At 57.7% G+C, this 21,244-nt stretch carries 18 protein-coding genes; 9 read left to right on the top strand and 9 right to left on the bottom strand.

Annotated features, from left to right (window positions below):
* Positions 1-2: 2 nt before the first annotated feature.
* Complete coding sequence (locus AC2FIP_RS06055; RefSeq protein WP_496689725.1) at positions 3-629, bottom strand: J domain-containing protein; 627 nt, start codon at positions 627-629, stop codon at positions 3-5.
* A gap of 107 nt (positions 630-736) precedes the next feature.
* On the opposite strand from AC2FIP_RS06055, the gene AC2FIP_RS06050 reads away from it, so the two are divergent.
* Positions 737-991 carry a BolA family protein gene (locus tag AC2FIP_RS06050; RefSeq protein ID WP_142634975.1) on the top strand — a complete coding sequence of 85 codons (255 nt, stop codon included), beginning with the start codon at positions 737-739 and terminating at the stop codon, positions 989-991.
* 211 nt (positions 992-1,202) lie between these two features.
* Positions 1,203-2,336, top strand: coding sequence for a glycosyltransferase family 4 protein (locus AC2FIP_RS06045; protein ID WP_496785542.1), 1,134 nt, complete (start codon positions 1,203-1,205; stop codon positions 2,334-2,336).
* A gap of 52 nt (positions 2,337-2,388) precedes the next feature.
* On the opposite strand, the gene AC2FIP_RS06040 is transcribed toward AC2FIP_RS06045, so the two are convergent.
* The 5 genes from AC2FIP_RS06040 to pepN form a co-directional block, all read right to left on the bottom strand.
* Complete coding sequence (locus AC2FIP_RS06040; RefSeq protein ID WP_281972785.1) at positions 2,389-2,820, bottom strand: DUF4177 domain-containing protein; 432 nt, start codon at positions 2,818-2,820, stop codon at positions 2,389-2,391.
* A 182-nt stretch (positions 2,821-3,002) separates the two neighbouring features.
* The gene (gene gatB / locus AC2FIP_RS06035) at positions 3,003-4,514 is read right to left on the bottom strand and encodes an Asp-tRNA(Asn)/Glu-tRNA(Gln) amidotransferase subunit GatB (protein WP_271950243.1); all 1,512 of its coding nucleotides are present in this window, start codon (positions 4,512-4,514) and stop codon (positions 3,003-3,005) included.
* Between the two features lie 70 nt (positions 4,515-4,584).
* Positions 4,585-5,844, bottom strand: coding sequence for a hypothetical protein (locus AC2FIP_RS06030; protein WP_142634967.1), 1,260 nt, complete (start codon positions 5,842-5,844; stop codon positions 4,585-4,587).
* Positions 5,845-5,973: 129 nt separating this feature from the next.
* A complete protein-coding gene (locus AC2FIP_RS06025) occupies positions 5,974-6,402 on the bottom strand; it encodes a hypothetical protein (RefSeq protein WP_271950240.1) in 429 nt (142 codons plus the stop codon).
* Positions 6,399-9,008, bottom strand: coding sequence for an aminopeptidase N (gene pepN, locus AC2FIP_RS06020; protein WP_496785540.1), 2,610 nt, complete (start codon positions 9,006-9,008; stop codon positions 6,399-6,401). Before pepN ends, AC2FIP_RS06025 begins: the two co-directional genes overlap by 4 nt.
* A gap of 219 nt (positions 9,009-9,227) precedes the next feature.
* On the opposite strand from pepN, the gene AC2FIP_RS06015 reads away from it, so the two are divergent.
* The 3 genes from AC2FIP_RS06015 to AC2FIP_RS06005 all read left to right on the top strand — a co-directional run bounded on the left by AC2FIP_RS06015 (position 9,228) and on the right by AC2FIP_RS06005 (position 12,811).
* On the top strand, positions 9,228-11,360 hold the full coding sequence (locus tag AC2FIP_RS06015; RefSeq protein WP_496785539.1) for a malate synthase G: 2,133 nt from the start codon (positions 9,228-9,230) through the stop codon (positions 11,358-11,360).
* Positions 11,361-11,385: 25 nt separating this feature from the next.
* Positions 11,386-11,811, top strand: coding sequence for a GlcG/HbpS family heme-binding protein (locus AC2FIP_RS06010; RefSeq protein WP_496785538.1), 426 nt, complete (start codon positions 11,386-11,388; stop codon positions 11,809-11,811).
* Positions 11,812-12,031: 220 nt separating this feature from the next.
* Positions 12,032-12,811, top strand: a complete 780-nt coding sequence (locus AC2FIP_RS06005) for a gamma-glutamyl-gamma-aminobutyrate hydrolase family protein (protein WP_496690873.1) — start codon at positions 12,032-12,034, stop codon at positions 12,809-12,811.
* A 42-nt stretch (positions 12,812-12,853) separates the two neighbouring features.
* Here the strand turns inward: AC2FIP_RS06005 and AC2FIP_RS06000 are convergent, their stop codons facing one another.
* Together AC2FIP_RS06000 and AC2FIP_RS05995 are read right to left on the bottom strand one after the other, a co-directional pair.
* Positions 12,854-15,094, bottom strand: a complete 2,241-nt coding sequence (locus tag AC2FIP_RS06000; protein WP_496785537.1) for a xanthine dehydrogenase family protein molybdopterin-binding subunit — start codon at positions 15,092-15,094, stop codon at positions 12,854-12,856.
* Positions 15,095-15,097: 3 nt separating this feature from the next.
* Positions 15,098-15,562 carry a (2Fe-2S)-binding protein gene (locus AC2FIP_RS05995; RefSeq protein ID WP_496690871.1) on the bottom strand — a complete coding sequence of 155 codons (465 nt, stop codon included), beginning with the start codon at positions 15,560-15,562 and terminating at the stop codon, positions 15,098-15,100.
* A gap of 114 nt (positions 15,563-15,676) precedes the next feature.
* On the opposite strand from AC2FIP_RS05995, the gene AC2FIP_RS05990 reads away from it, so the two are divergent.
* Positions 15,677-16,243, top strand: coding sequence for a TetR/AcrR family transcriptional regulator (locus AC2FIP_RS05990; RefSeq protein WP_246097152.1), 567 nt, complete (start codon positions 15,677-15,679; stop codon positions 16,241-16,243).
* On the opposite strand, the gene kynU is transcribed toward AC2FIP_RS05990, so the two are convergent.
* Positions 16,236-17,429, bottom strand: a complete 1,194-nt coding sequence (kynU, locus tag AC2FIP_RS05985; protein WP_496785535.1) for a kynureninase — start codon at positions 17,427-17,429, stop codon at positions 16,236-16,238. The two genes, AC2FIP_RS05990 and kynU, sit on opposite strands and share 8 nt — an antisense overlap.
* A 183-nt stretch (positions 17,430-17,612) precedes the next feature.
* On the opposite strand from kynU, the gene AC2FIP_RS05980 reads away from it, so the two are divergent.
* The 3 genes from AC2FIP_RS05980 to AC2FIP_RS05970 all read left to right on the top strand — a co-directional run bounded on the left by AC2FIP_RS05980 (position 17,613) and on the right by AC2FIP_RS05970 (position 21,233).
* Positions 17,613-18,065, top strand: coding sequence for a methyltransferase family protein (locus AC2FIP_RS05980; RefSeq protein ID WP_142634949.1), 453 nt, complete (start codon positions 17,613-17,615; stop codon positions 18,063-18,065).
* Between the two features lie 128 nt (positions 18,066-18,193).
* A complete protein-coding gene (locus AC2FIP_RS05975) occupies positions 18,194-19,765 on the top strand; it encodes a Re/Si-specific NAD(P)(+) transhydrogenase subunit alpha (RefSeq protein ID WP_142634946.1) in 1,572 nt (523 codons plus the stop codon).
* 13 nt (positions 19,766-19,778) lie between these two features.
* The gene (locus tag AC2FIP_RS05970; RefSeq protein WP_496785534.1) at positions 19,779-21,233 is read left to right on the top strand and encodes an NAD(P)(+) transhydrogenase (Re/Si-specific) subunit beta; all 1,455 of its coding nucleotides are present in this window, start codon (positions 19,779-19,781) and stop codon (positions 21,231-21,233) included.
* Positions 21,234-21,244: the final 11 nt, after the last annotated feature.

The raw sequence follows: 21,244 nt of genomic DNA, 5'->3' as shown, positions 1-21,244 counted from the left end.
GCCTATTTAAAGTTCCGGCTGTCTTTGATCTGGTCCCAGGCCCAGACAACCTCTTGCAGCTGCTCTTCCTGCGAGCGGTCGCCGCCGTTCATATCGGGGTGCAACACCTTGATCAGCTTTTTATAGGTCTTTCGGATTTCGGCCTTGGACCAGCTGTCATTGGCTTCCAGAATCTCGATAGCGCGACGTTCGGTCGGGGGCAGGCGGCGGCCGCCTCCGCCTGTAGTGCGCCCTTTGTTCTGGGTACTGTTCGCGCCCAGCACCTGGTGCGGGTCTTCGATTCCCAAACGGGCCCAGGCACGTGCCTCGGGATCGCCCATGGGTTTGGTTTCACGCTCCCAGACTTTGTCCTTAGACTGTTGAGCATTCATTTCGGCCTCGGTCGTGCCGTCGAAGAAATTCCATTTCTGGTTATACTCGCGCACATGCTGCTGGCAGAACCAGAAGAAATCATCCAAAACATCCGGTGCTTTCGGGGCCCGAAATTTACCAGGCTCTTCACAGCCCTCATGGTCACAGATTCGCACCGAAGTTTCAGACGCGCCAGACATACCACGCCGTCCACGCGGGTTTTTTTTCTTCGCGCTGGAGACGGACATATCGAATCCAAATGGGTCTGATTTCGTCATGCTATGATCCTTAAGAACGCATCTTCTCGACTCGGAGGCAGCAGTTTAGTCTAAGCAGCCGAAAGTAGAAGAGGGGGGCGGTAATATTTTTGCCGCTGAGCGTAAAAATGACCGTGACCGAAGAAATGCGAAGCCGCCTGCAATCGGCGTTTGATCCACATGAGCTTGAAATCGTTGACGACAGCGAAAGCCACCGCGGGCATGCCGGATTCCAAGAAGGTGGTGAAAGCCATTTCAACATCCGAATCCGCGCGGCTGCATTCGAGGGGCAATCTCGCGTTGCCCGCCACCGCGCAGTGCACAAGGCGCTTGGAGATATCGTGCCGCGGATCCATGCTTTGGCATTGGATATCGGTGTTTAGGCAGGCTTTTGTAACGCGGCCCGGAACGGTCGCACCCCTGCAGCGAAGACAATTCGCGGGTTTTGCCGTGATCGTTCAGAGATTGGCACAGGGTCGCGGGTTGGATAGGTGAAAGCCGGCCGGTAATTTTTCGGTGTTTTGGTGATTTCGACCGGTTTCTTGCACTGATTGCAACAAATCAGGAAATTCAGCCTGAATGTGAAAACATTCCATGCATAACAGTTGCTCGAACGCGGGCCCTAATCTACCCTCCATTGACGGGATGTTTTTCAGGTATTTGGTTTTGAGAGTTCTTTTTGTGCAGGCTGGATTTGGGCCTGGGGGGGCAGAGAAAGTAATCGCCATGGTTTCAGGGCATTTTGCCCGGCGCGGTTGTGCTGTTCACGTTACCGGTTTTCAGATGCCGACCGATGGTCCCTATTTCCCGATGCATCTCGATGTTGAACTCAGCGTTGCAGAAAAGGCGACGGGACAGGCGTCACGTATTACACATATCCGCTCTGTCATAAAGAAATTTCGACCGGACGTTGTAATCTCATTCCTGACCAAGGTGAATGTTCAGACTCTTCTGGCAAGCGTTGGAACCGGGATTCCCGTTATCATTTCTGAACGCAATAATCCGCTGCGACAGGACGCACATCCCCTTTGGGCACCGCTTCAGGGGATTGCGGGGATAAAGGCAGAAAAGGTTGTCGGGCTGACACATCGCGGATTGGCGGATCTTCCCTTCACTTTGCGCAAGAAGGGGATGGTTATTCCGAACCCGATCCTCCCCTTTGAGCGAATTGAAACCTCTGGCACGAGGCAGGGTGTGCAACTGGTCGCGGTTGGCCGCCTCGTTCGGCAAAAAGGGTTCGACATGCTGCTGCAGGCGATGCAGCGCATTCATTCCCAAGCTCCAGATACCAGGTTGATTATCTATGGTGAGGGCAGCGAGCGGGAAAATCTGCAGAAACTGCGCGATGATCTGGGGCTACAGTCGGTTGCTCGGCTGCCCGGCAATACGATCGAGGTCGGGGAATGGGCGCAGCGCGCGGACATTCTGGTAGCCACCTCGCGGTTCGAAGGGTTTCACAATGTCGTCGCTGAGGCGGCGGTCAGCGGGATACCGGTCGTGTCTTTCGATTGCGATTACGGTCCGTCAGAGTTCATTCAAAACGGACGGAACGGATATCTGGTTCCCGTCAACGATGTCAGTGGTTTGGAACAGGCAGTGCTGAAGCTGATCCATGAACCCGACCTCAGGGCGCAGATGTCCAAGGTGTCACCTACGCTAAAGGCCGATCTGTCCCCAGATCAGGTTTTTGCCCAATGGGACACGCTAATTCGCGACGTCACGAGCTGAGATTCAAAACGCTACTCCTGACAGCCGTTTTTGACAGACCCGGTTAGGGCAATCAGGTTTTTTGACCTTCAGTCTCTGCAGTTTCGTCTTCCGATTTTTCTGTTTCAGCACCTTTCAGCGACAAAGGCGGCTCTTTGGCCTGTTCCGCAATGGGGGCCGGGGCCTGAACGGTATCGGGACCAGGAACAGGTTGAGCAAGAGCAACGCCATCCTTTGTTTCGGTCGGGCCAGGTGTCGGGGCAACAGGCACATCAATTTCACGGCGGAATATCAGCACATTGCGCCAGTTCACGGTGCTGCCGGTCAGGCCGGAGCGTTCCTCGCTGGGCAACAACTCGGCGCGTTGATATTCCCAGCCATCCTGCCCCATCTGGTTTAGCACCTGTTCAATAGAAGCAGCGAAACGTCCCTCGGCTGACTTTTCACCCTTGGTCTTGGCAGACTTTTGGGGGGAAGGGACAACTTTGTATTCGTAGCGGGGCATCGGAATTCCTACCTGTAAGTTCCGGGTAATCTAGCAGGTTGATCACAATGGGAAAGTCATCATAGCGCGGCGGGCGAATTCCGGCACATCTGCTGGTGCGGGCCTGGTGCCACAAATGACAAGCGGCGGGACTTTGCGCAAAGGCTAAAGTCCCGCCGCCGAAATCAGTAAAACCGAAAGATCTACGATCCCAGTTTCTTGGCAATCAGCTCGTTGACGGCCTTGGGATTGGCCTTGCCACCAGTCGCCTTCATCACCTGACCAACGAACCAGCCGGCCAGTTTCGGGTTTACCTTGGCCTTCTCGACCTGTGCCGGATTGGCGGCTATGATCTCGTCCAAAGCGGCCTCGATCGCGCCCGTGTCCGTCACCTGCTTCATGCCGCGGTCTTCGACGATCTGCGCCGGATCTCCGCCTTCGGTATAGACGATTTCGAACAGGTCCTTGGCGATCTTGCCCGAGATCGCGTCCGAGGAAATCAGGTCGATGATGCCGCCAAGTTGTGCAGGTGAAACCGGCGAGTCGGTGATCTCGTGATCTTCCTTTTTCAGGCGGCCAAACAGTTCGTTAATGACCCAGTTTGCAGCCAGTTTGCCATTGCGACCCTGCGCGACCTCTTCGAAATAGGCAGCCGATTCAACATCAGCAGTCAGCACCGATGCGTCATAGTCCGTCAGTCCGAACGTGCTGATAAAACGCGCTTTTTTATCGTCAGGCAGCTCGGGCAGGTTGGCGGCGATGTCGTCAACCCAGGCCTGCTCGATCTCTAGCGGCAGCAGGTCAGGGTCAGGGAAGTAGCGATAGTCATGCGCTTCTTCCTTGGACCGCATCGAACGCGTCTCGCCCTTGTCCGGGTCATACAGGCGGGTTTCCTGATCGACCTTGCCACCACCTTCGACGATCGCGATCTGGCGGCGGGCTTCGACCTCAATGGCTTGCTGGATGAAGCGCATCGAGTTCATGTTCTTGATCTCACAACGGGTGCCCAGATGCGAGAAATCCTGTGTTTCCTGATACTTTTCATAGGCCCCCGGCAAACAGATCGAGACGTTCACGTCTGCTCGCAAATTGCCGTTCTGCATGTTGCCATCACAGGTGCCCAGATAGCGTAGGATCTGACGCAACTTGGCGATATAGGCGGCGGCCTCTTCCGGGCCGCGAATGTCGGGGCGGCTGACGATCTCCATCAGGCAAACACCGGTTCGGTTCAGGTCGACGAAGGACATATGCGGGTCCATGTCGTGGATCGACTTGCCCGCGTCCTGTTCCATGTGGATGCGTTCGATCCGCACCATGCGCGCGGTGCCGTCGCCCATCTCGACCAAAACTTCACCTTCGCCGACAATAGGCTGATAAAGCTGGGAAATCTGATAACCCTGCGGAAGGTCGGGGTAGAAATAATTCTTGCGGTCAAAAGCCGATTTCAGGTTGATATCGGCTTTCAGGCCCAATCCAGTGCGCACGGCCTGTTCGACGCAATATTCGTTGATCACCGGCAGCATCCCCGGCATTGCCGCGTCCACAAAGGCCACGTTCGAGTTCGGCTCGGCCCCGAATTGGGTCGACGCGCCAGAGAACAGCTTGGCATTGGACGAGACCTGCGCATGCACCTCCATCCCGATTACCAGTTCCCAATCGTGCTTGGCCCCGGCAATGGTTTTGGGCTTAGGCATTTCGTATGTCAGGTCGAGCATGGCGCGCCTCATTTCCGCAGAAGTCTAAGCCTGCGTATTAGGCCCGGCGCGCCAAAGGGGCAAGGGGGAATCAGTGTCCGGACAGGTGCAACCCTGTCGGAGTAAAGGTCACATCCATGCCGCTGCGCAGTTCCTCGCGAAACAGGTCGCCGATTGCCCGCAACGCATCGCGGTGCCCGCGGGCTGCAAACCGTTCGGGCGAGTTGATGCGGACCGAGTTATTGAACCCTTGTGCCGCATGGGCCCAGATCAGCGGATGCAGTTCGGTCAGGTGATCACGGATCAGCCAGTTGGCCGCGTCGTGGATCTGAGCGCGCACCGCGTCGGCCTTTTCATTCCCCCCAAGGCCGTTCTGGATGGTTATCGCACAATAGGCAGCTAGCATATTGACCATCTGCTGGTCGGGGCGGTTGCGCAGTATATCGTGCAAACCCTGCAGGAAATATTCGATATCCAGTCGTGCGCAGGCTTCGTCGTCCAGGGCGATGGCATCAAACTGGACCCACGTGTAGCCACCGGCGCCCCAAAGGTCATGAGTCCGGGCTGCATTGCGCAGGGCCTGAACCTCAAGCTCTTCATAGCTGCCGAACCAGCGTGGCAGCAAATGGGTGCCCATTGCACGCATATGGCGTTGGTTATGCGGGTCCAGCGTAATCAACTGTTCATACTGATCAGCCACGCGCAGATTGGACTTGCGCTGACCTGCCAGCAGAGCACAGCCAACAGCCGCAACCAGCGCATTGTTGGGCGCGGCTTCGCGGCATTTTGGCAGGATATCGGCCGCGCGGTCGAAATGGGCGGTGCAGCGAGACCGGTGCAAGGGGGGAAGAACTGCGTTTGTCGCAGTGCCGCGCCACGCCCAGGCCAGGTCAATATGCGCCATAGCCACAACAAGGGCGATCATCGGATCATCCTCATGCGCCCGCATTTCATCCTCAAGCTCAGAAATTCCGCCAAGAAGATCATAGTCTGACAATGCCCGATAATCGGACAGAGCGTGTTCGACCGCCAGCACCACATCGGACCGAGCGCCGAATGCCAGCAAATCCGCGATTGGCATCCCATCGGGCGCAGTTTCGCGCGCGTCATCGGCGGCACGCATCTTTGCAGAAAGGTCTGCCCACCGATCCTGACGGGCCAGATCGCGGCCAAGTTCGATGACGTCCTGACCGATCAGTTCATCGGCCGAGACATTTGCGACGGGGATATTTACCGAACCCTGATCTGGCAGAGCAGCGGCCAGCACTGCATCGGCGGCGTCGAAATCTGACGCAATTTTCAAGGATGGATGTGGAACGCGGGCCTTTTGGGCCATCAGAAACCGGAACATGCTTACACTCGAAACAAAAAAAATCGTAACCTAGCTTTAGAGACTGGCCTCAATTTGGCTCAAATTCAAGCTACAACCGTCTTATTGTCGCTTTGTTCCGGTCAATGCGCCCTGAGGCTCGGGATCGTTTCAAAATGGGCCGAAATGATGCCGTTCAACCTTTAGACCAGCCTCTTTCAGGCGGGACTCGAGCTCCTTATGCGGAGGGGTGGACTCATCGGGCAGGCGAATCCGCTTTTCCGAGGTCAGCACCAGCGACATGCGCACCGAGAAATCCCAGCGTGTATCCAGACGCACATGGTCGATTTCGCTCAATCTTACGCCAGCCTCGCGCCGCCCCGAGAACCACCGCAGCCCATCCTGATCCAGCCGGAGCCCCGAACGGGTGTTTTGTGCAAAGTCCCATAATGCGGGCAGGGTGAACAGGGCCAGCAGGCCAATCAGCCACCAGACGGCATCAAAGGCGATGACCAACACAGCCAGCGCGGCATAGACCGACAGCAGAATGGCGATGACCTGCGGTGACCTGTTATGCCGTGTATAGGAATAGGGGGTCATGCGTTCAGGATGCGCGTCACCATTTCGGTCGTGTCCCGTGAAAGGTCTGGCGTTTCGGCGATGCGGGTCAGCTGGGTGCGGATAAGGGCCTGGCGATCTGCGTCATACCGCTTCCACGTCTGGAATGCCGAACACATCCGCGCCGCGGTCTGCGGATTGACCGGATCCAGTTTGATCAGCCAGTCCGCCAGCAGAGAATAACCAGCTCCATCAGCACGGTGAAAACCGGCGTGATTCGTCGCCAATGCCCCCAGAACAGCCCGGAAACGGTTCGGGTTCTTCCAGTTGAAATCCGGGTGCCCGGTCAGGTGGCTTACGATATCTGCTGTCTCTGCCGGGGCTGACATCGCCACCTGCAGGCCGAACCATTTGTCCATCACCAGCCGGTCATCTTGCCACCGGTCATAAAACGCGTTCAGTTCCTGTTCCCCTTTGCCCGCACGCAACAGGCAGGACAAAGCCGAAAGCTGAAGGGTCATGTTATCGGCGCGCTGATAATCCTCGGCCGCTTTTGCACCCCCGTCCAGCCGTGAGGTCAACGCCAGTGCGGCCCCACCCAGAGCCCGCTGGCCGGCTTGTTCTGCGTCCGGGCTAAAGGCGGCTTCGATGCTGGTTTCGCTGTGCAGGCGGGGCAGCAGATCCTGAACGTGCTGGGCCGTTACCTGCCGCAGCGTTTCAACAGCGGTCCAAATGGCCATCGGGTCGGGCGTGACACCCTGTTCATGCATCATCGCAGCAAGTTCAGATTGGGACGGCAACCCCAGCATCAAGGCGCGATAAGACGGGTCAAGATCGCTGTCGCGCAATACGGCGAGGATGCCATTGAGATAATCCGTTTCCGGTGCCGCATCCGTCAAGATCATCTTGATCAGCGTGTCTTCGGCTAAAGATCGCCCCGCCTGCCAGCGGTTGAACGGGTCGCTGTCATGAGCCAGCAAAAAGGCCCGCTCAGCGCTGCTCTGGTCATGTTCCAGAATCACGGGGGCCGAGAAATCGCGCAAGATTGAGGCCGTGGGTTTGGGCGGATTGGCACCGGACACGCGTTCCGGTCCTTCGCAACCCTGCAAGCGCCAGCCTTCTGCTGTGTATTCGAAAGCAAAGCTTTGGGTTTCCTGCGTGAACTCCAGAATGGTTGTGGGCATGGTTTCATCCCCGTTCGCGCCGATCAGCCCGACCGCAACGGGGATAACCTGCGGCAGTTTTTCTGACTGTCCGGGGGTCGGGTCGGTGCGCTGTTTCAGCGTCAAGGTGTAGATGCCATCAGTCCAATCTTCAGTCACCGATACGCGCGGGGTGCCAGACTGGCTGTACCAGCGTTTGAACTGGGTCAGGTCGCGATCTGTGGTGTCTTCAAACACCTTGATCCAGTCCTCGATGGTGCAGGCCTGACCGTCATGCCGATCAAAATACAGCTCCAGCGCCTGCGCATAGGCCTCGTCACCTACCAGACGCTTCAGCATGCCGATCACCTCGGCGCCTTTTTCGTAGACCGTCGCGGTGTAGAAGTTGTTGATTTCCTGAAAGCTCTCTGGCCTCACCGGATGTGAAAGCGGGCCGTTATCCTCGGCGAATTGGCGCGCCCGCAGGTCGATGGCATCGTGGATACGTTTGACCGGGGCCGAGCGCATGTCCGAGGTGAACTGCGCATCGCGGTACACCGTTAGACCCTCTTTCAAGCACAGCTGAAACCAGTCGCGGCAGGTGATGCGGTTGCCAGTCCAGTTGTGGAAATACTCATGCGCGATGATCGCCTCGATCCGTTCGAAATTCATATCGGTGGATGTCTCAGGGCTGGCCAGCACGGCGGACGAGTTGAAAATGTTCAGACCCTTGTTTTCCATCGCCCCCATGTTGAAATCATCGACGGCGACGATGTTAAAGACATCCAGGTCGTATTCGCGGCCATAGACGTCCTCGTCCCATTTCATCGACTTCTTCAGCGCCTCCATACCGAAGGCGCATTTTCCCTCATCGCCCGGGCGCACCCACAGGTTCAGTTCAACCTCGCGGCCCGATTTGGTTGTGAACTGACCGGGATGTGTAATCAGGTCGCCTGCGACAAGGGCGAACAGATAGGCGGGTTTGGGCCAGGGGTCATTCCATTCGGCCCAGCCATCCCCCTTGCCGGTCGGGTTGCCGTTCGACAGCAGAACCGGCAACGCGCCATTAATGCGTACGGTGAAGATCGACATCACGTCGGGCCGGTCGGGATAGAAGGTGATCTTGCGAAACCCCTCGGCCTCGCATTGGGTGCAATACATGCCGTTCGACATGTAGAGCCCCTCAAGCGCAGTGTTGTTGCCTGGGTCGATTTCGACTTCGGCTTCCCAGACAAATGCCGCGTCGGGAACAACCGCCGTCAGGCCGGTCTCTGTGACGTCTGGAGTGATCTCAACCCCGTCAACAGTAGCACGGATCAGTTTCAGTTGCTCACCATGCAGGCAAAACTGACGGTCTAAGGCATCAGGATTGGGCCGGAAGGCGATGCGCGAAGTCACTCGGGTCGCATTTGGGGCCAGATCAAAGGTCAGATGTACGCTGTCCACCAGATAACCAAACGGTGTGTAGTCTTTCAGATAGATCGTCGTGGGGGCTGCGTCGCGCATCGGTGGCCTCGAATGGGTTGGTATCAGGCGCGACGTTATGGGTTGCTGCGATGGGCTGCAAGCGGTGCAAGTAAGCTTGCTCAATAGGCGATAAGCATCTGTCGATGTCGAAGTGGCCTGACGACCAAAGACCCAAACTGACCAAGACATGTTGCCTATCGGAAATATCCGCCCTAATTGGGGCCTGTATACAACGGCGTACATACGAGGGAATGTGGCATGAGCAGCAGACAGATGCGGAGCGGACTCAAGGTCGACGGGATTCTGACTGAATTCATAGAAGGGCGTGCTCTGTCTGGAACAGGCGTTGCGGCTGACACCTTCTGGAACGGGCTTGCACAGATGGTTCACGAGTTGGGTCCAAAGAACCGTACACTTTTGGCAAAGCGGGCCGATATCCAGGGGCGCGTCGATGCCTGGCATCTGGAAAACAATGGCCAGCCGCATAATGCTGCCGCCTATCAGGATTTCCTGCGCGAGATCGGCTATTTGGTGGCTGAAGGCGGGGATTTTCAGATCGAAACCGACAATGTCGATCCCGAGATCGCGTTGATTCCCGGTCCTCAGCTGGTGGTTCCTATTACCAATGCGCGTTTTGCACTGAACGCTGCGAATGCACGCTGGGGCAGCTTGTATGACGCGCTTTATGGCACCGATGCGATGGGCGATCTTCCCGTCGGTGGTGGTTATGATGATGCGCGCGGAGCACGCGTGATTGCTTGGGCCAAAGCGTTTCTGGACGATGCCGCCCCGCTGGCCAGCGGATCATGGGCTGAAATGTCAGAACTGCGCGTTGAAAATGGGGTTCTGGTGCCCGCGCTGGCAGATGCAGCGCAGTTTGTGGGTTTTGGCGGTGCCGCTGAAAACCCGGGCTTTGTTCTGCTGAAGAACAACGGTCTGCATGTCAAAGTCGTGATTGACGCCTCTAGCACCATTGGCGCCACCGACCCGGCCGGTATTGCTGACGTGCATCTTGAATCGGCGCTGTCGACGATCATGGACTGCGAAGATTCAGTCGCCTGTGTGGATGCCGAGGACAAGGTGGTTGCCTATGGCAACTGGCTGGGCCTGATGAGGGGTGATCTGACCGAAGAGGTCAGCAAAGGCGGCACGACTTTTACACGCAAACTGTCCGATGACCTGACCTTTACCGCGGCGGACGGTGGCGCTGGTGTTCTTAAGGGCCGGTCGCTGATGCTGGTCCGCAATGTGGGGCACCTGATGACCAACCCCGCCGTTCTGGATGCCGAAGGGCGCGAGATCGGCGAAGGTCTGATGGACGCGCTGTGCACCACTCTGATTGCGATGCACGACCTGCAGCGCGATGGCGGCAACTCGGTCACTGGTTCGGTCTACGTGGTAAAGCCCAAGATGCACGGACCTGAAGAGGTTGCCTTTGCCGTCGAAATTTTCGATATGGTTGAAGACATCCTTGGCCTGCCGCGGAATACCGTTAAGCTCGGTATTATGGATGAAGAGCGCCGCACCTCGGCGAACCTCAAGGAATGTATCCGCGCCGCCAAATCGCGCGTGGCCTTCATCAACACCGGCTTTCTGGACCGGACCGGGGATGAAATCCACACTTCGATGGAGGCAGGACCAATGCTGCCCAAGGGCGACATCAAGAACACGCCGTGGATTGCGTCTTATGAAGATCGCAATGTTGATATCGGTCTGGCATGTGACTTGAAGGGCAAGGCACAGATTGGCAAAGGCATGTGGGCGATGCCCGACCGTATGGGTGACATGCTGGACGCCAAGATCGGTCACCCGAAATCGGGTGCAACTTGCGCCTGGGTGCCGTCGCCGACTGCCGCGACACTGCACGCAACACATTATCATAAGGTCAACGTCCTAGAGCGCCAGGACGAATTGGCTGCCGGTGGCGCACGTGGTACGCTGGATGATCTGCTGACCGTGCCTTTGCTGGGCGGCCGCAACCTCAGCGAAGATGAGATTGCGCGTGAGATCGAAAACAACGCGCAAGGCATCCTGGGCTATGTGGTTCGCTGGGTCGATCAAGGTGTTGGCTGTTCGAAAGTGCCGGACATCAATGATGTTGGCCTGATGGAAGACCGTGCCACCTGCCGGATTTCGTCTCAGGCCTTGGCCAACTGGCTGCATCATGGCACTGTGGGTGAGGCGCAAGTCATGGCCGCGATGCGGAAAATGGCCGTAGTGGTCGATCGGCAGAATGATAACGATCCGGCGTATCGCCCAATGGCTCCCGGTTTCGACGGCATCGCCTTCCAGGCGGCCTGTGATCTGGTTTTCAAAGGCCGTGTTCAGCCCTCGGGTTATACTGAACCTGTCTTGCACGCCCGCCGTCTGGAGATGAAAGCCAGCCTTTAACCCAACAGAAATGACTGGATCGAATATGGTAATTTCTTTGCGCAAAGCCCGTACCCTTATCCGCAAAGCCCTTGAAAAAGGGCGCGAGTTGGGGCTGAAACCCCTCTCGGTCATCGTTCTTGATGCTGGTGGCCACGTCATCGCGTTTGAGCGTGAAGACGGTGCTGCCCCTGGTCGTTTTGCGATTGCGCAGGGCAAGGCCTACGGCTCGGTCATGCTGGGGATGGCGGGCACAGCCCAGATGCAACGCGCCGAGGCGCAGGCCTATTTCATGGCCGCCGTAAACGGTGTTTATGGCGGTCAAGTCGTGCCGGTTCCGGGTGGTGTCCTGCTGCGTGACCGAAAAGGTGCCGTAATTGGCGCAGTAGGTGTGACCGGCGACACGTCGGATAACGACGCCAACGCTGCCATGGCCGGGATCGAAGCGGCCGGGCTGACTGGCGAAGTTTGACCTTTGGTGAACTCGAAGAGCCTGCAAAGGCTCTCCGTTCTTTACGAGGCACAAGCGGCGCGCAAAGCGAATAGGTCCTATTCGGCGGTGGTCCGATCAGGCCCCTTGTTGTGCAGGGGTGAACAGAGACTTGCGCTGACACACAGGCTATGTGCTATTGCGCGCCTGTGACCCTGTCGATACCTTTCCCGGAACGTACGGAAAGAACTAGGAAAGAATAATGGCTCGACCTGTCGTCGGTATCATCGGCAATTCATATTTGATGAACGATCAATATCCGACTCATGCCGGCGGCACGATGAACTCGGACGCGGTGGCCAATGTCTCGGGTTGCTTGCCGATGCTGATCCCTGCCGACCCGCGGTATGTCTGTGTCGAGGAACTGCTTGAGGTCTGTGATGGTTTCCTGCTGACAGGAGGACGCCCCAATGTACATCCCGAGGAATATGGCGAACCGGCAACCGAAGCGCACGGTGATTTCGACCGGGCTCGCGATGCGATCACGTTACCTTTGGTGCGGGCCTGTGTCGAAAGGGGGCAGCCCTTTTTCGGTATCTGCCGCGGCTTTCAAGAAGTTAACGTGGCCATGGGCGGAACACTTTATCCAGAAATCCGGAATTTGCCGGGGCGAATGAACCACCGGATGCCACCCGACGGCACGTTGGAAGAAAAATTTGCCCTGCGCCATGTGGTCAACCTGACCGAGGGGGGCGTGTTTCATCGGTTGATGGGCGCTGCCGAGGTGATGACCAACACGCTGCACGGGCAGGGGATCAAAACGGTTGGACATCGCATTGTGATTGACGGCGCTGCACCAGACGGCACGCCCGAGGCGATTTATGTGCAGGACGCGCCCGGTTTCACCCTGTCGGTGCAATGGCACCCGGAATGGGACGCGGTCAATGACCCTGTCTCGCGACCGCTTTTTGAGGCGTTTGGCGATGCGGCACGCGATTGGTCCGCAGGAGTGCGATCGGGATTGGTTAAACAAACCGCCTGAGTCCCTGCGCCGGCCCTGATTGAAGGGACCGGCGCTTTGCTATCAAACCAGCAGATTGAATTGATTGATCAACGGCAAGCTGCGGGCGCGCTTGCCGGTAAGGTCGAACAGGGCGTTGCCAAGTGCTGGCATCGACGGAGGCGTCCCCGGCTCGCCCACACCACCCAGATGGCGATTGGTTTCCAGAATGCGGACCTCGGTCACCGGGGCATTATGCATCCGCAGCGCGTCATAGTCGGGGAAGTTATATTGCTCGACCTCACCGTCGGCGAAGGTGATCTCACCCATCACGGCTGCTGACAGGCCATAGATCATGCCACCGAACATCTGCGCCTCGACCGTTCCCGGATCCAAAGCAATACCCACATCACAGGCAATCCACGCTTTTGCGATGCGAATGGTGCCGTCCTCATCGACCACCTCGATCACTTGCGCAACCGGGGTGCCAAAGCTGTAGGTCATTGCTACGCCACGACCAACACCGGCAGGCGTTTCACCCGTCCAACCTGACATTTCCTTGACGGCTTGCAGGACAGCTGCCGACGGCGCGTGCTCGGTTTGGGCCTGCTCAAGACGGAACTCCAGCGGGTCGCGACCGGCAGCCAGGGCCAGCTCGTCCATGAATGTCTCGTGGAAGAACCCGTTATGGCTATTGCCGACCGAGCGCCAGAACCCGACAGGTACATCCAGATCGGCGATGTGGCCGTTGACGCGGTAGTTCGGCACGGCATAGGGCTGGTTAAAAAGACCTTCGACCAGGACCTTGTCGGGGCCAGCGCCGGGCAAGCCCGATATGCGTTCCACGGCCTGTTGCGTGCAGGATTGCGATGCAACTCTGGCGTCGATCAAAACCGCCTTGCCGTCTTTGACTGCGCCACGCATCCGCGCCAGTGCACCGGGTCGGTAGAAGTCATGGCGCATGTCCTCCTCGCGGCTCCAGGTGGTCTGGACCGGAGTATTGGGCATGGCCATGGCAACTTTGGTTGCGATTTCGATGAAATCCAGTTCTCCGCGACGACCAAATCCGCCCCCAAGATAGGTGGTGTGAATCTCGACCGCTTCTTTATCCAGATTCGCCGTGTTTGCAGCGCGGGTCAGAAGGAAGGTCGGCGCCTGGTTGCCACACCACAACTCGAGCTTGGAACCAGTGAACAGCGCGGTGGCGTTCATCGGTTCCATCGTGGAATGCGCCAGATAGGGCACCTGATATTCAGCGGTAATTTCGGTGGCCCCTTCGGGCAAGGTTTCAACATCGCCATCGTCACGCATGGTCGAATTTGGCGAGTCGTCAAACGCCTCGGCAATTTTTGCGAATATACCGTCAGTACCCGGCGGGTATGGGGCGTCGGCCCAATCGACGTCTATTGCCTCAACCGCTTGAATGGCCAGCCAGGTGTTATTGGCAATAACGGCCACGCCGTTGCCCAGATCGACCACCTTTTCCACGCCGGGCATGGATTCCGCGGTGCTGGCGTCAAAGCCGTTCATCGCACCGCCCAGTTTCGGGTTCATCCGAACAGAGGCGAATTTCAGACCCTCGGGGCGCACGTCAATGCCGAACTCAGCCGTTCCCGTGGATTTGCCAACCATGTCGACTCGTGGCAGGTTCTGTCCCAGCAAACGCCAGTCTGAGGGATCGCGCAGCTCGACCTGCATGGGTTCGATCTGCCCGGCGGCCTCAGCCAGTTCGGTATAGGGAATGCGCGTCCCGTCCGGCGCGATCACGGCGCCGTTTTCGGTCTTCAACTGGTCACGCTCCAGGCCCAGACGATCAGCCGCTGCTTGTTTCAGCGTTTCCCGGGCTGTTGCCCCGGCTTCCCGCATGCGTTCGAACCCATCGCGCATCGAGGTCGAGCCGCCTGTGACCTGCAGACTGACAACCTTGCCCAGAACGCCCAGCGACTGTGCCAGATTGTGCTGGAAATTCGAGATGTCATATCCCTTGTTCGGCAGGCTCTCACCCAAAATGGCCGAGTTGTAATAGGCGGCTGCCGCAGGCCCGTGAAGGACCCGGATATCGTCCAATTCGACGTCCAGTTCTTCGGCAATCAGGGCTGCCCAAGTGGTCATTACGCCCTGTCCCATCTCGGCACGTGGCGCGAACAGGGTAACGCCCTGCTGATCAATCAGGATGAACGGGCTAAGCGCGGTTTCCCCATCACCAGGCTTCAGCGGGTTGGCTGCCGGGCGGCTGACATAATAGGCGCCAAACGCGACGCCGCCAACAATGGCGGCTGAGCCGATAAGAAACGTGCGGCGAAGAATTTTTCCTACGGAAGCCATCGCTTATGCCTCCTTCAGTCTGGAGGCTGCGTCATGGATCGCGGCACGGATACGGGGATAGGTGCCGCAGCGGCACAGATTGCCCTGCATCGCATCGTCTATGTCCTGATCCGTGGGGCTGGGGTTCTCGGCCAATAGCGCGGCGGCCTGCATGACCTGACCCGACTGGCAATAACCGCATTGCGCAACCTGATGGTCAACCCAGGCCTGCTGTATCTTGGCCATCGCGTCCGGGCTGCCCAGACCTTCGATTGTGGTGACGTCACCCCAGACATCGGACAAGGCAACCTGGCAAGAGCGCACGGCTTCTCCGTCTATATGAACGGTACAGGCGCCGCATGCCGCAACCCCGCAGCCAAACTTGGTGCCGGTCAGTCCGATCTCGTCGCGCAGAACCCATAAAAGGGGGACATCCTCGGGTAGATCGACCTCATATGACGTCCCATTTATCTTTAAGCTGGCCGTCATAGCTGCGTCTCCCTCTTGGCATTTAGTGACGTTCTGACATAAATGGGTGTGAGTGTCAGAGTGTCAACTGACAAATTGAGTGAAAAGTGTCAAAAGGTTCAGATGAGAGATTTCGTGCTAGACGCAAAGTGCCTTGCCATACTGGATTCGGCGCGTAAGGCATTCGCGGCTTACGGCTTTAAAAAGACGTCGATGGATGAAATCGCAAAGGGCGTGGGGATCTCGCGCCCGGCATTGTATCTGTATTTCGACAACAAAGAGGCGATCCTGCGCAGACTCACCGAGTTGCACTATGAGGAGAAGATCGAAGCCGTTGCGAAAGCCCTGCAGGCAGACGGCTCGGTTTCGCAGATCATCGGCCAGGCAATCCACGTGCAGACCGATGGTATGGCTCAGATCATGTCCTCTCCACACGGGATGGAACTGTTAGATGCAGGAAAGTCGCTGGCCTCGGATATCATCACGCAGGGCGAGGCCCGGCTGCAATCTTTATATACCGGGTGGCTACAGAAAGAAGCGTCGAATGATCGTGCCCGTTTGTTTGATGGCGCAAGAGAAACTGCGGAGACCATTGCCTCTGCGCTGCGGGGAAACAAAATCAGCGCGACGGATTTTCAAGAATTCGACCGGATGAACTCGAACCTTGCCGCCATGATTGGTGCAGCGTTGGAAATCAGGTAACCCGCTGTCTGACTTTGTATTCCGGTGCGTCCCATAACCGGTTGGTCATGATGTCGGCCAGAATGTCCACCGCGCCGTTTACATCCTGCTCATCGATATAGAGCGGGGTGAACCCAAAGCGCATGATGTCCGGGGCGCGGAAATCACCGATCACGCCGCGCGCGATCAAGGCCTGCATTGCGGCATAGCCATCGGCGAAACGGAATGAAACCTGACTGCCACGCTGCGCAGGGTCGCGGGGGCTGGCCAGTTTCAGGTCAGGGCAGTTGGCCTCGACGCCCGAAATAAACAGCTCGGTCAGTTCGATTGACTTGGCGCGTACGTCCTTGATGTTGGCCATGTCCCAGATGTCCATCGCCGCAGACAGCGCGGTCATCTGGATGATCGGAGGTGTGCCGACACGCATCCGCTCGATACCCTGCCCGGGGCGGTAATCCAGATCGAACGTGAACGGGGCTTCATGGCCCAGCCACCCGGATAATGCAGGGCGCACGCGATCCGCATGGCGGGGCGCCACATAGATGAACGCCGGCGCGCCAGGGCCTCCGTTCAGATACTTATAGCTGCAGCCAACGGCAAAATCCGCATTGCAGCTGGACAGCTCAACCGGGATCGCCCCTGCGGAATGGGCCAAATCCCAAACGGTTATTGTGCCGTTCGCATGGGCCTGTTCCGTCAGCGCCTTCATGTCATGGATCCGGCCAGACCGGTAATCGACCTCGGTCAGCATCAGAACCGCGACGTCTTTGGAGATGTTTTCGGCAACATCCTCGGGTGCGACCACCCGTAATTCGTATTCCGATCCGAGTGAACGCAGCAGACCGTCGACCATATAAAGGTCCGAAGGGAAATTGCCGTTATCAGACAGCACAACCTTGCGGTCGGGGCAAAGCTCCAGCGCCGAGGCAACAGCCTGATAGACCTTGATCGACAGGGTATCGCCGGTCACGATGGTACCCGGTTCCGCCCCGATCAACCGTCCGATACGGTCGCCAAGCCCGGTCGGAAGCCCCATCCACCCGGCCTTGTTCCAACCGGTGATCAGCATTTTACCCCATTCGTGTGTCATCATTCCACTCACCCGCTCGGCGGCAGCACATGGCAATGGGCCAAGCGAGTTGCCGTCCAGATAAATGGTTCCATTCGGCAGATCGAACATGGCTTTGGTTGCAGCGAAATCAGTCATGGAGGTCCTGTGCAGAATTCTGACAAATGTCTGACTAAAGGGCTATCTGATCAGTTCTGCCGTGTCTACGCGTTCGGCCGAAAATGCACAGATGCGACCAACTGTGGTTTTGCTTTCGTGGATGCAAAGCGGTACATACCCCGACAAATGCGACATCCATACCGCAGGATCAGAGGAACAAGCATGAAGCGCAAACTCGACATTCCGCCCGCTTGGTTGGTGGCCTTTGCTGTTCTCGCCTGGCTGCAGGCGAACTATGCATCCTTCGGCCTGTCGCTGGCCAGCGGGTTTACCGACCTGCTCAGCGGCCTTCTGATCGGGGGCGGCGTCGTTCTTGTCGTGCTGGCGATTGCCGAGTTTCGTCGGCATCGAACGACCGTCCTGCCGCATGAAACTCCATCGAGTCTGGTTCAAACAGGTATCTTCAAGCGCAGCCGCAATCCGATCTACGTTGGCGATGTACTTATTCTGGCCGGCTTGATTCTGCGTTTCGACGCGGTGCTGTCCTTGGTGTTGATGCCTGTTTTTGTCTGGATTTTGGAACGCAGGTTTATTGTGCCGGAAGAAAACCGTATGCGCCGTGCCTTTCGCACGGATTTCGCCAGATATGAAAGGCAAACCCGCCGCTGGATCTGAGGTGGACGGGATTTTACACGACGTAACAATGCTGCGCTTGCGAAATAATCTTGCGCAGTTAAAACTGGTTCTTCAGATAGAATGCCAACTATCCTTGCGAACTGACCGAAAATTAGGGGGACGCGCCGTTGAAGATTGGAACGCCAAAGGAAACATTTGACGGTGAGAACCGGGTCGCGATGACTCCGGATTCAGCCCGTCAACTGCAAAAGCTCGGGTATGAGTGCCTGATCGAGAAAGGGGCCGGCGCTGCGGCCGGGTTCTCGGACGCCACATATAAAGAGGCGGGTGTCGAGGTTATCGGAACCGCGGCGGCGCTGTGGAAAGCCGCCGACATCGTCGCCAAGGTACGTCAGCCAAATGAAACCGAGCTGAAGCGTCTTGCCAAGGGCAAGACATTGATCTCGTTCTTCAACCCCGCAGGGAATGAAAAGGGCATGGAGGCCGCCAAGTCCAAGGGCGCCAACGTGATCGCCATGGAAATGGTGCCGCGTATCAGTCGTGCCCAGAAGATGGACGCTCTGTCGTCGATGGCCAACATAGCGGGCTACCGCGCGGTGATCGAAGCGGGTAACAACTTTGGCCGGTTCTTCACCGGTCAGGTGACGGCTGCTGGTAAAGTACCGCCTGCCAAGGTTCTGATCGTAGGTGCCGGTGTGGCCGGTTTGGCCGCGATCGGGACATCGACCTCGCTGGGGGCAATCACCTATGCGTTCGACGTGCGCCCCGAAGTGGCTGAGCAGGTTGAATCCATGGGCGCCGAATTTGTCTATCTGGACTTCGAAGAAGACCAGCAGGACGGCGCGGCAACCGGCGGTTACGCCAGTGTTCAGTCCGATGAATTCCGCGAGGCACAGCTGGCCAAGTTCCGCGAGCTTGCTCCGGAAATGGACATCGTGATCACCACCGCGTTGATTCCGAACCGCGAAGCGCCCGAGCTTTGGACCAAGGACATGGTCGAAGCGATGAAACCGGGTTCGGTGATCGTGGACCTTGCGGCGGAAAAAGGCGGCAACTGCAAGCTGACCGTTGCTGACGAGAAGATCGTGACCGATAATGGCGTGACCATCATCGGCTATACCGATTTCCCAAGCCGGATGGCGGCGCAGTCTTCGTCGCTTTACGCAACCAACATCCGTCACATGATGACAGACCTGACGCCTGAAAAGGACGGTCAGATCAACCATGACATGGAAGACGACGTGATCCGCGGCGCAACCGTGACGCATGAAGGTGAAATCACCTTCCCGCCACCGCCGCCGAAAGTTCAGGCGATTGCCGCTCAGAAAAAGCCTGAGGTCAGGGAGCTGACCCCGGAGGAGAAAAAGGCGCAGGAAGTTGCGGCCTTCAAGGCGCAAACCAAACAGCAGTTCACCTTGCTGGGTATCGGCGGTGCGCTAATGCTGTTGATCGGTCTGATTGCTCCGGCCAGCTTCATGCAGCACTTCATCGTCTTTGTGCTGGCGATCTTCGTGGGATTCCAGGTGATCTGGGGCGTTGCACACAGCCTGCACACACCGCTGATGGCGATCACCAACGCTATCTCGTCGATCATCATCGTTGGCGCAGTGATGCAGATCGGATCCGGGTCGTTCCTGGTTATTCTGCTGGCGGCTCTGTCCGTATTCATGGCCGGGATCAACATCTTCGGTGGCTTCCTCGTAACTCGGCGCATGCTTGCCATGTTCCAGAAATCTTAAGGAGGCCGGGCACATGGATTATGGCTTCACCACTGCCGCCTACGTTGTTGCGGCTGTTCTGTTTATCCTCTCGCTTGGCGGTCTGTCGAACCAGGAAAGCGCCAAGCGCGCTGTCTGGTATGGCATCGTCGGTATGGCGCTGGCGGTTTTCGCCACGCTGGTCGGCCCCGGTTCGGGCTTGTGGCTGCTGTCACTGCTGCTGATCATAGGTGGTGGTCTGATCGGTCAATATGTGGCGCAGCGCGTCCAGATGACCGAGATGCCACAGCTTGTGGCTGCGATGCATTCGCTGGTTGGTTTGGCGGCTGTGTTCGTGGGTTTCAACGCGCATTTTGAAATCAAGAATGTCGCCGAAGTTTTTGCGGTTGTTGATGCCGCAAAAGACGTCGACCTTTCCGACCTGGGCGCGTTTGCCAAGCTGATCGCCAAGAAGACAGCGGCAGAGCTGGCAATCCTGCACGTGGAACTGTTCCTGGGCATCTTCATCGGCGCGATCACCTTTACCGGTTCGGTCGTGGCTTATGGCAAGCTGGCTGGCAAGGTCACATCGACGGCAACCAAACTGCCCGGTGGCCACGCGCTGAATGCGTCTGCGGCGGGGCTCTCGCTGATCTGTCTGGTCTGGTACACGTCCACGGGCGGATTCCTGCCGCTGTTCCTTATGACGCTGGCTGCATTGTTCATCGGGTATCACCTGATCATGGGCATCGGTGGCGCCGACATGCCGGTGGTTGTGTCGATGCTGAACAGCTACTCGGGCTGGGCGGCTGCGGCGATCGGCTTCAGCCTCGGCAACGACCTGCTGATCGTGGTTGGTGCGCTGGTGGGCTCGTCGGGTGCGATCCTGTCCTACATCATGTGCAAAGCGATGAACCGTCACTTTGTCAGCGTTATCCTGGGCGGCTTTGGTGGCCCGCAGGGTGAGCAGATGGCTGTTGAGGGTGAACAGATCGCTATCGAGGCCGACGGTGTGGCCGCCGCCCTGAACGATGCCGACAGTGTTGTCATCATTCCGGGCTATGGCATGGCGGTCGCGCAGGCACAGCAATCGGTCAGCGAACTGGTCCGCAAGCTGCGCGCGCAGGGTAAGAATGTGCGCTTTGCGATCCACCCTGTCGCAGGTCGTCTGCCGGGCCACATGAACGTGCTGCTGGCCGAGGCGAAGGTGCCGTATGACATCGTTCTGGAAATGGACGAGATCAACGACGACTTCCCCGAAACGGATGTGGCTATCGTCATCGGTTCGAACGACATCGTGAACCCTGCGGCGCAGGAAGATCCCAACAGCCCCATCGCCGGCATGCCGGTTCTGGAATGCTGGAAAGCCAAGCAGGTGTTCGTGTCCAAACGTGGTCAGGGTACGGGGTATTCGGGTATCGAAAACCCGCTGTTCTTCAAAGAGAACACCCGCATGTTCTATGGCGACGCCAAAGCAAGCTTGGACAAGCTGCTGCCGATGATCGATTGATCTAAAGCCTT

The sequence above is a fragment of the Ruegeria sp. CDSB114 genome, assembly GCF_059611025.1.
This window is presented reverse-complemented; position numbering and strand designations above follow the sequence as displayed.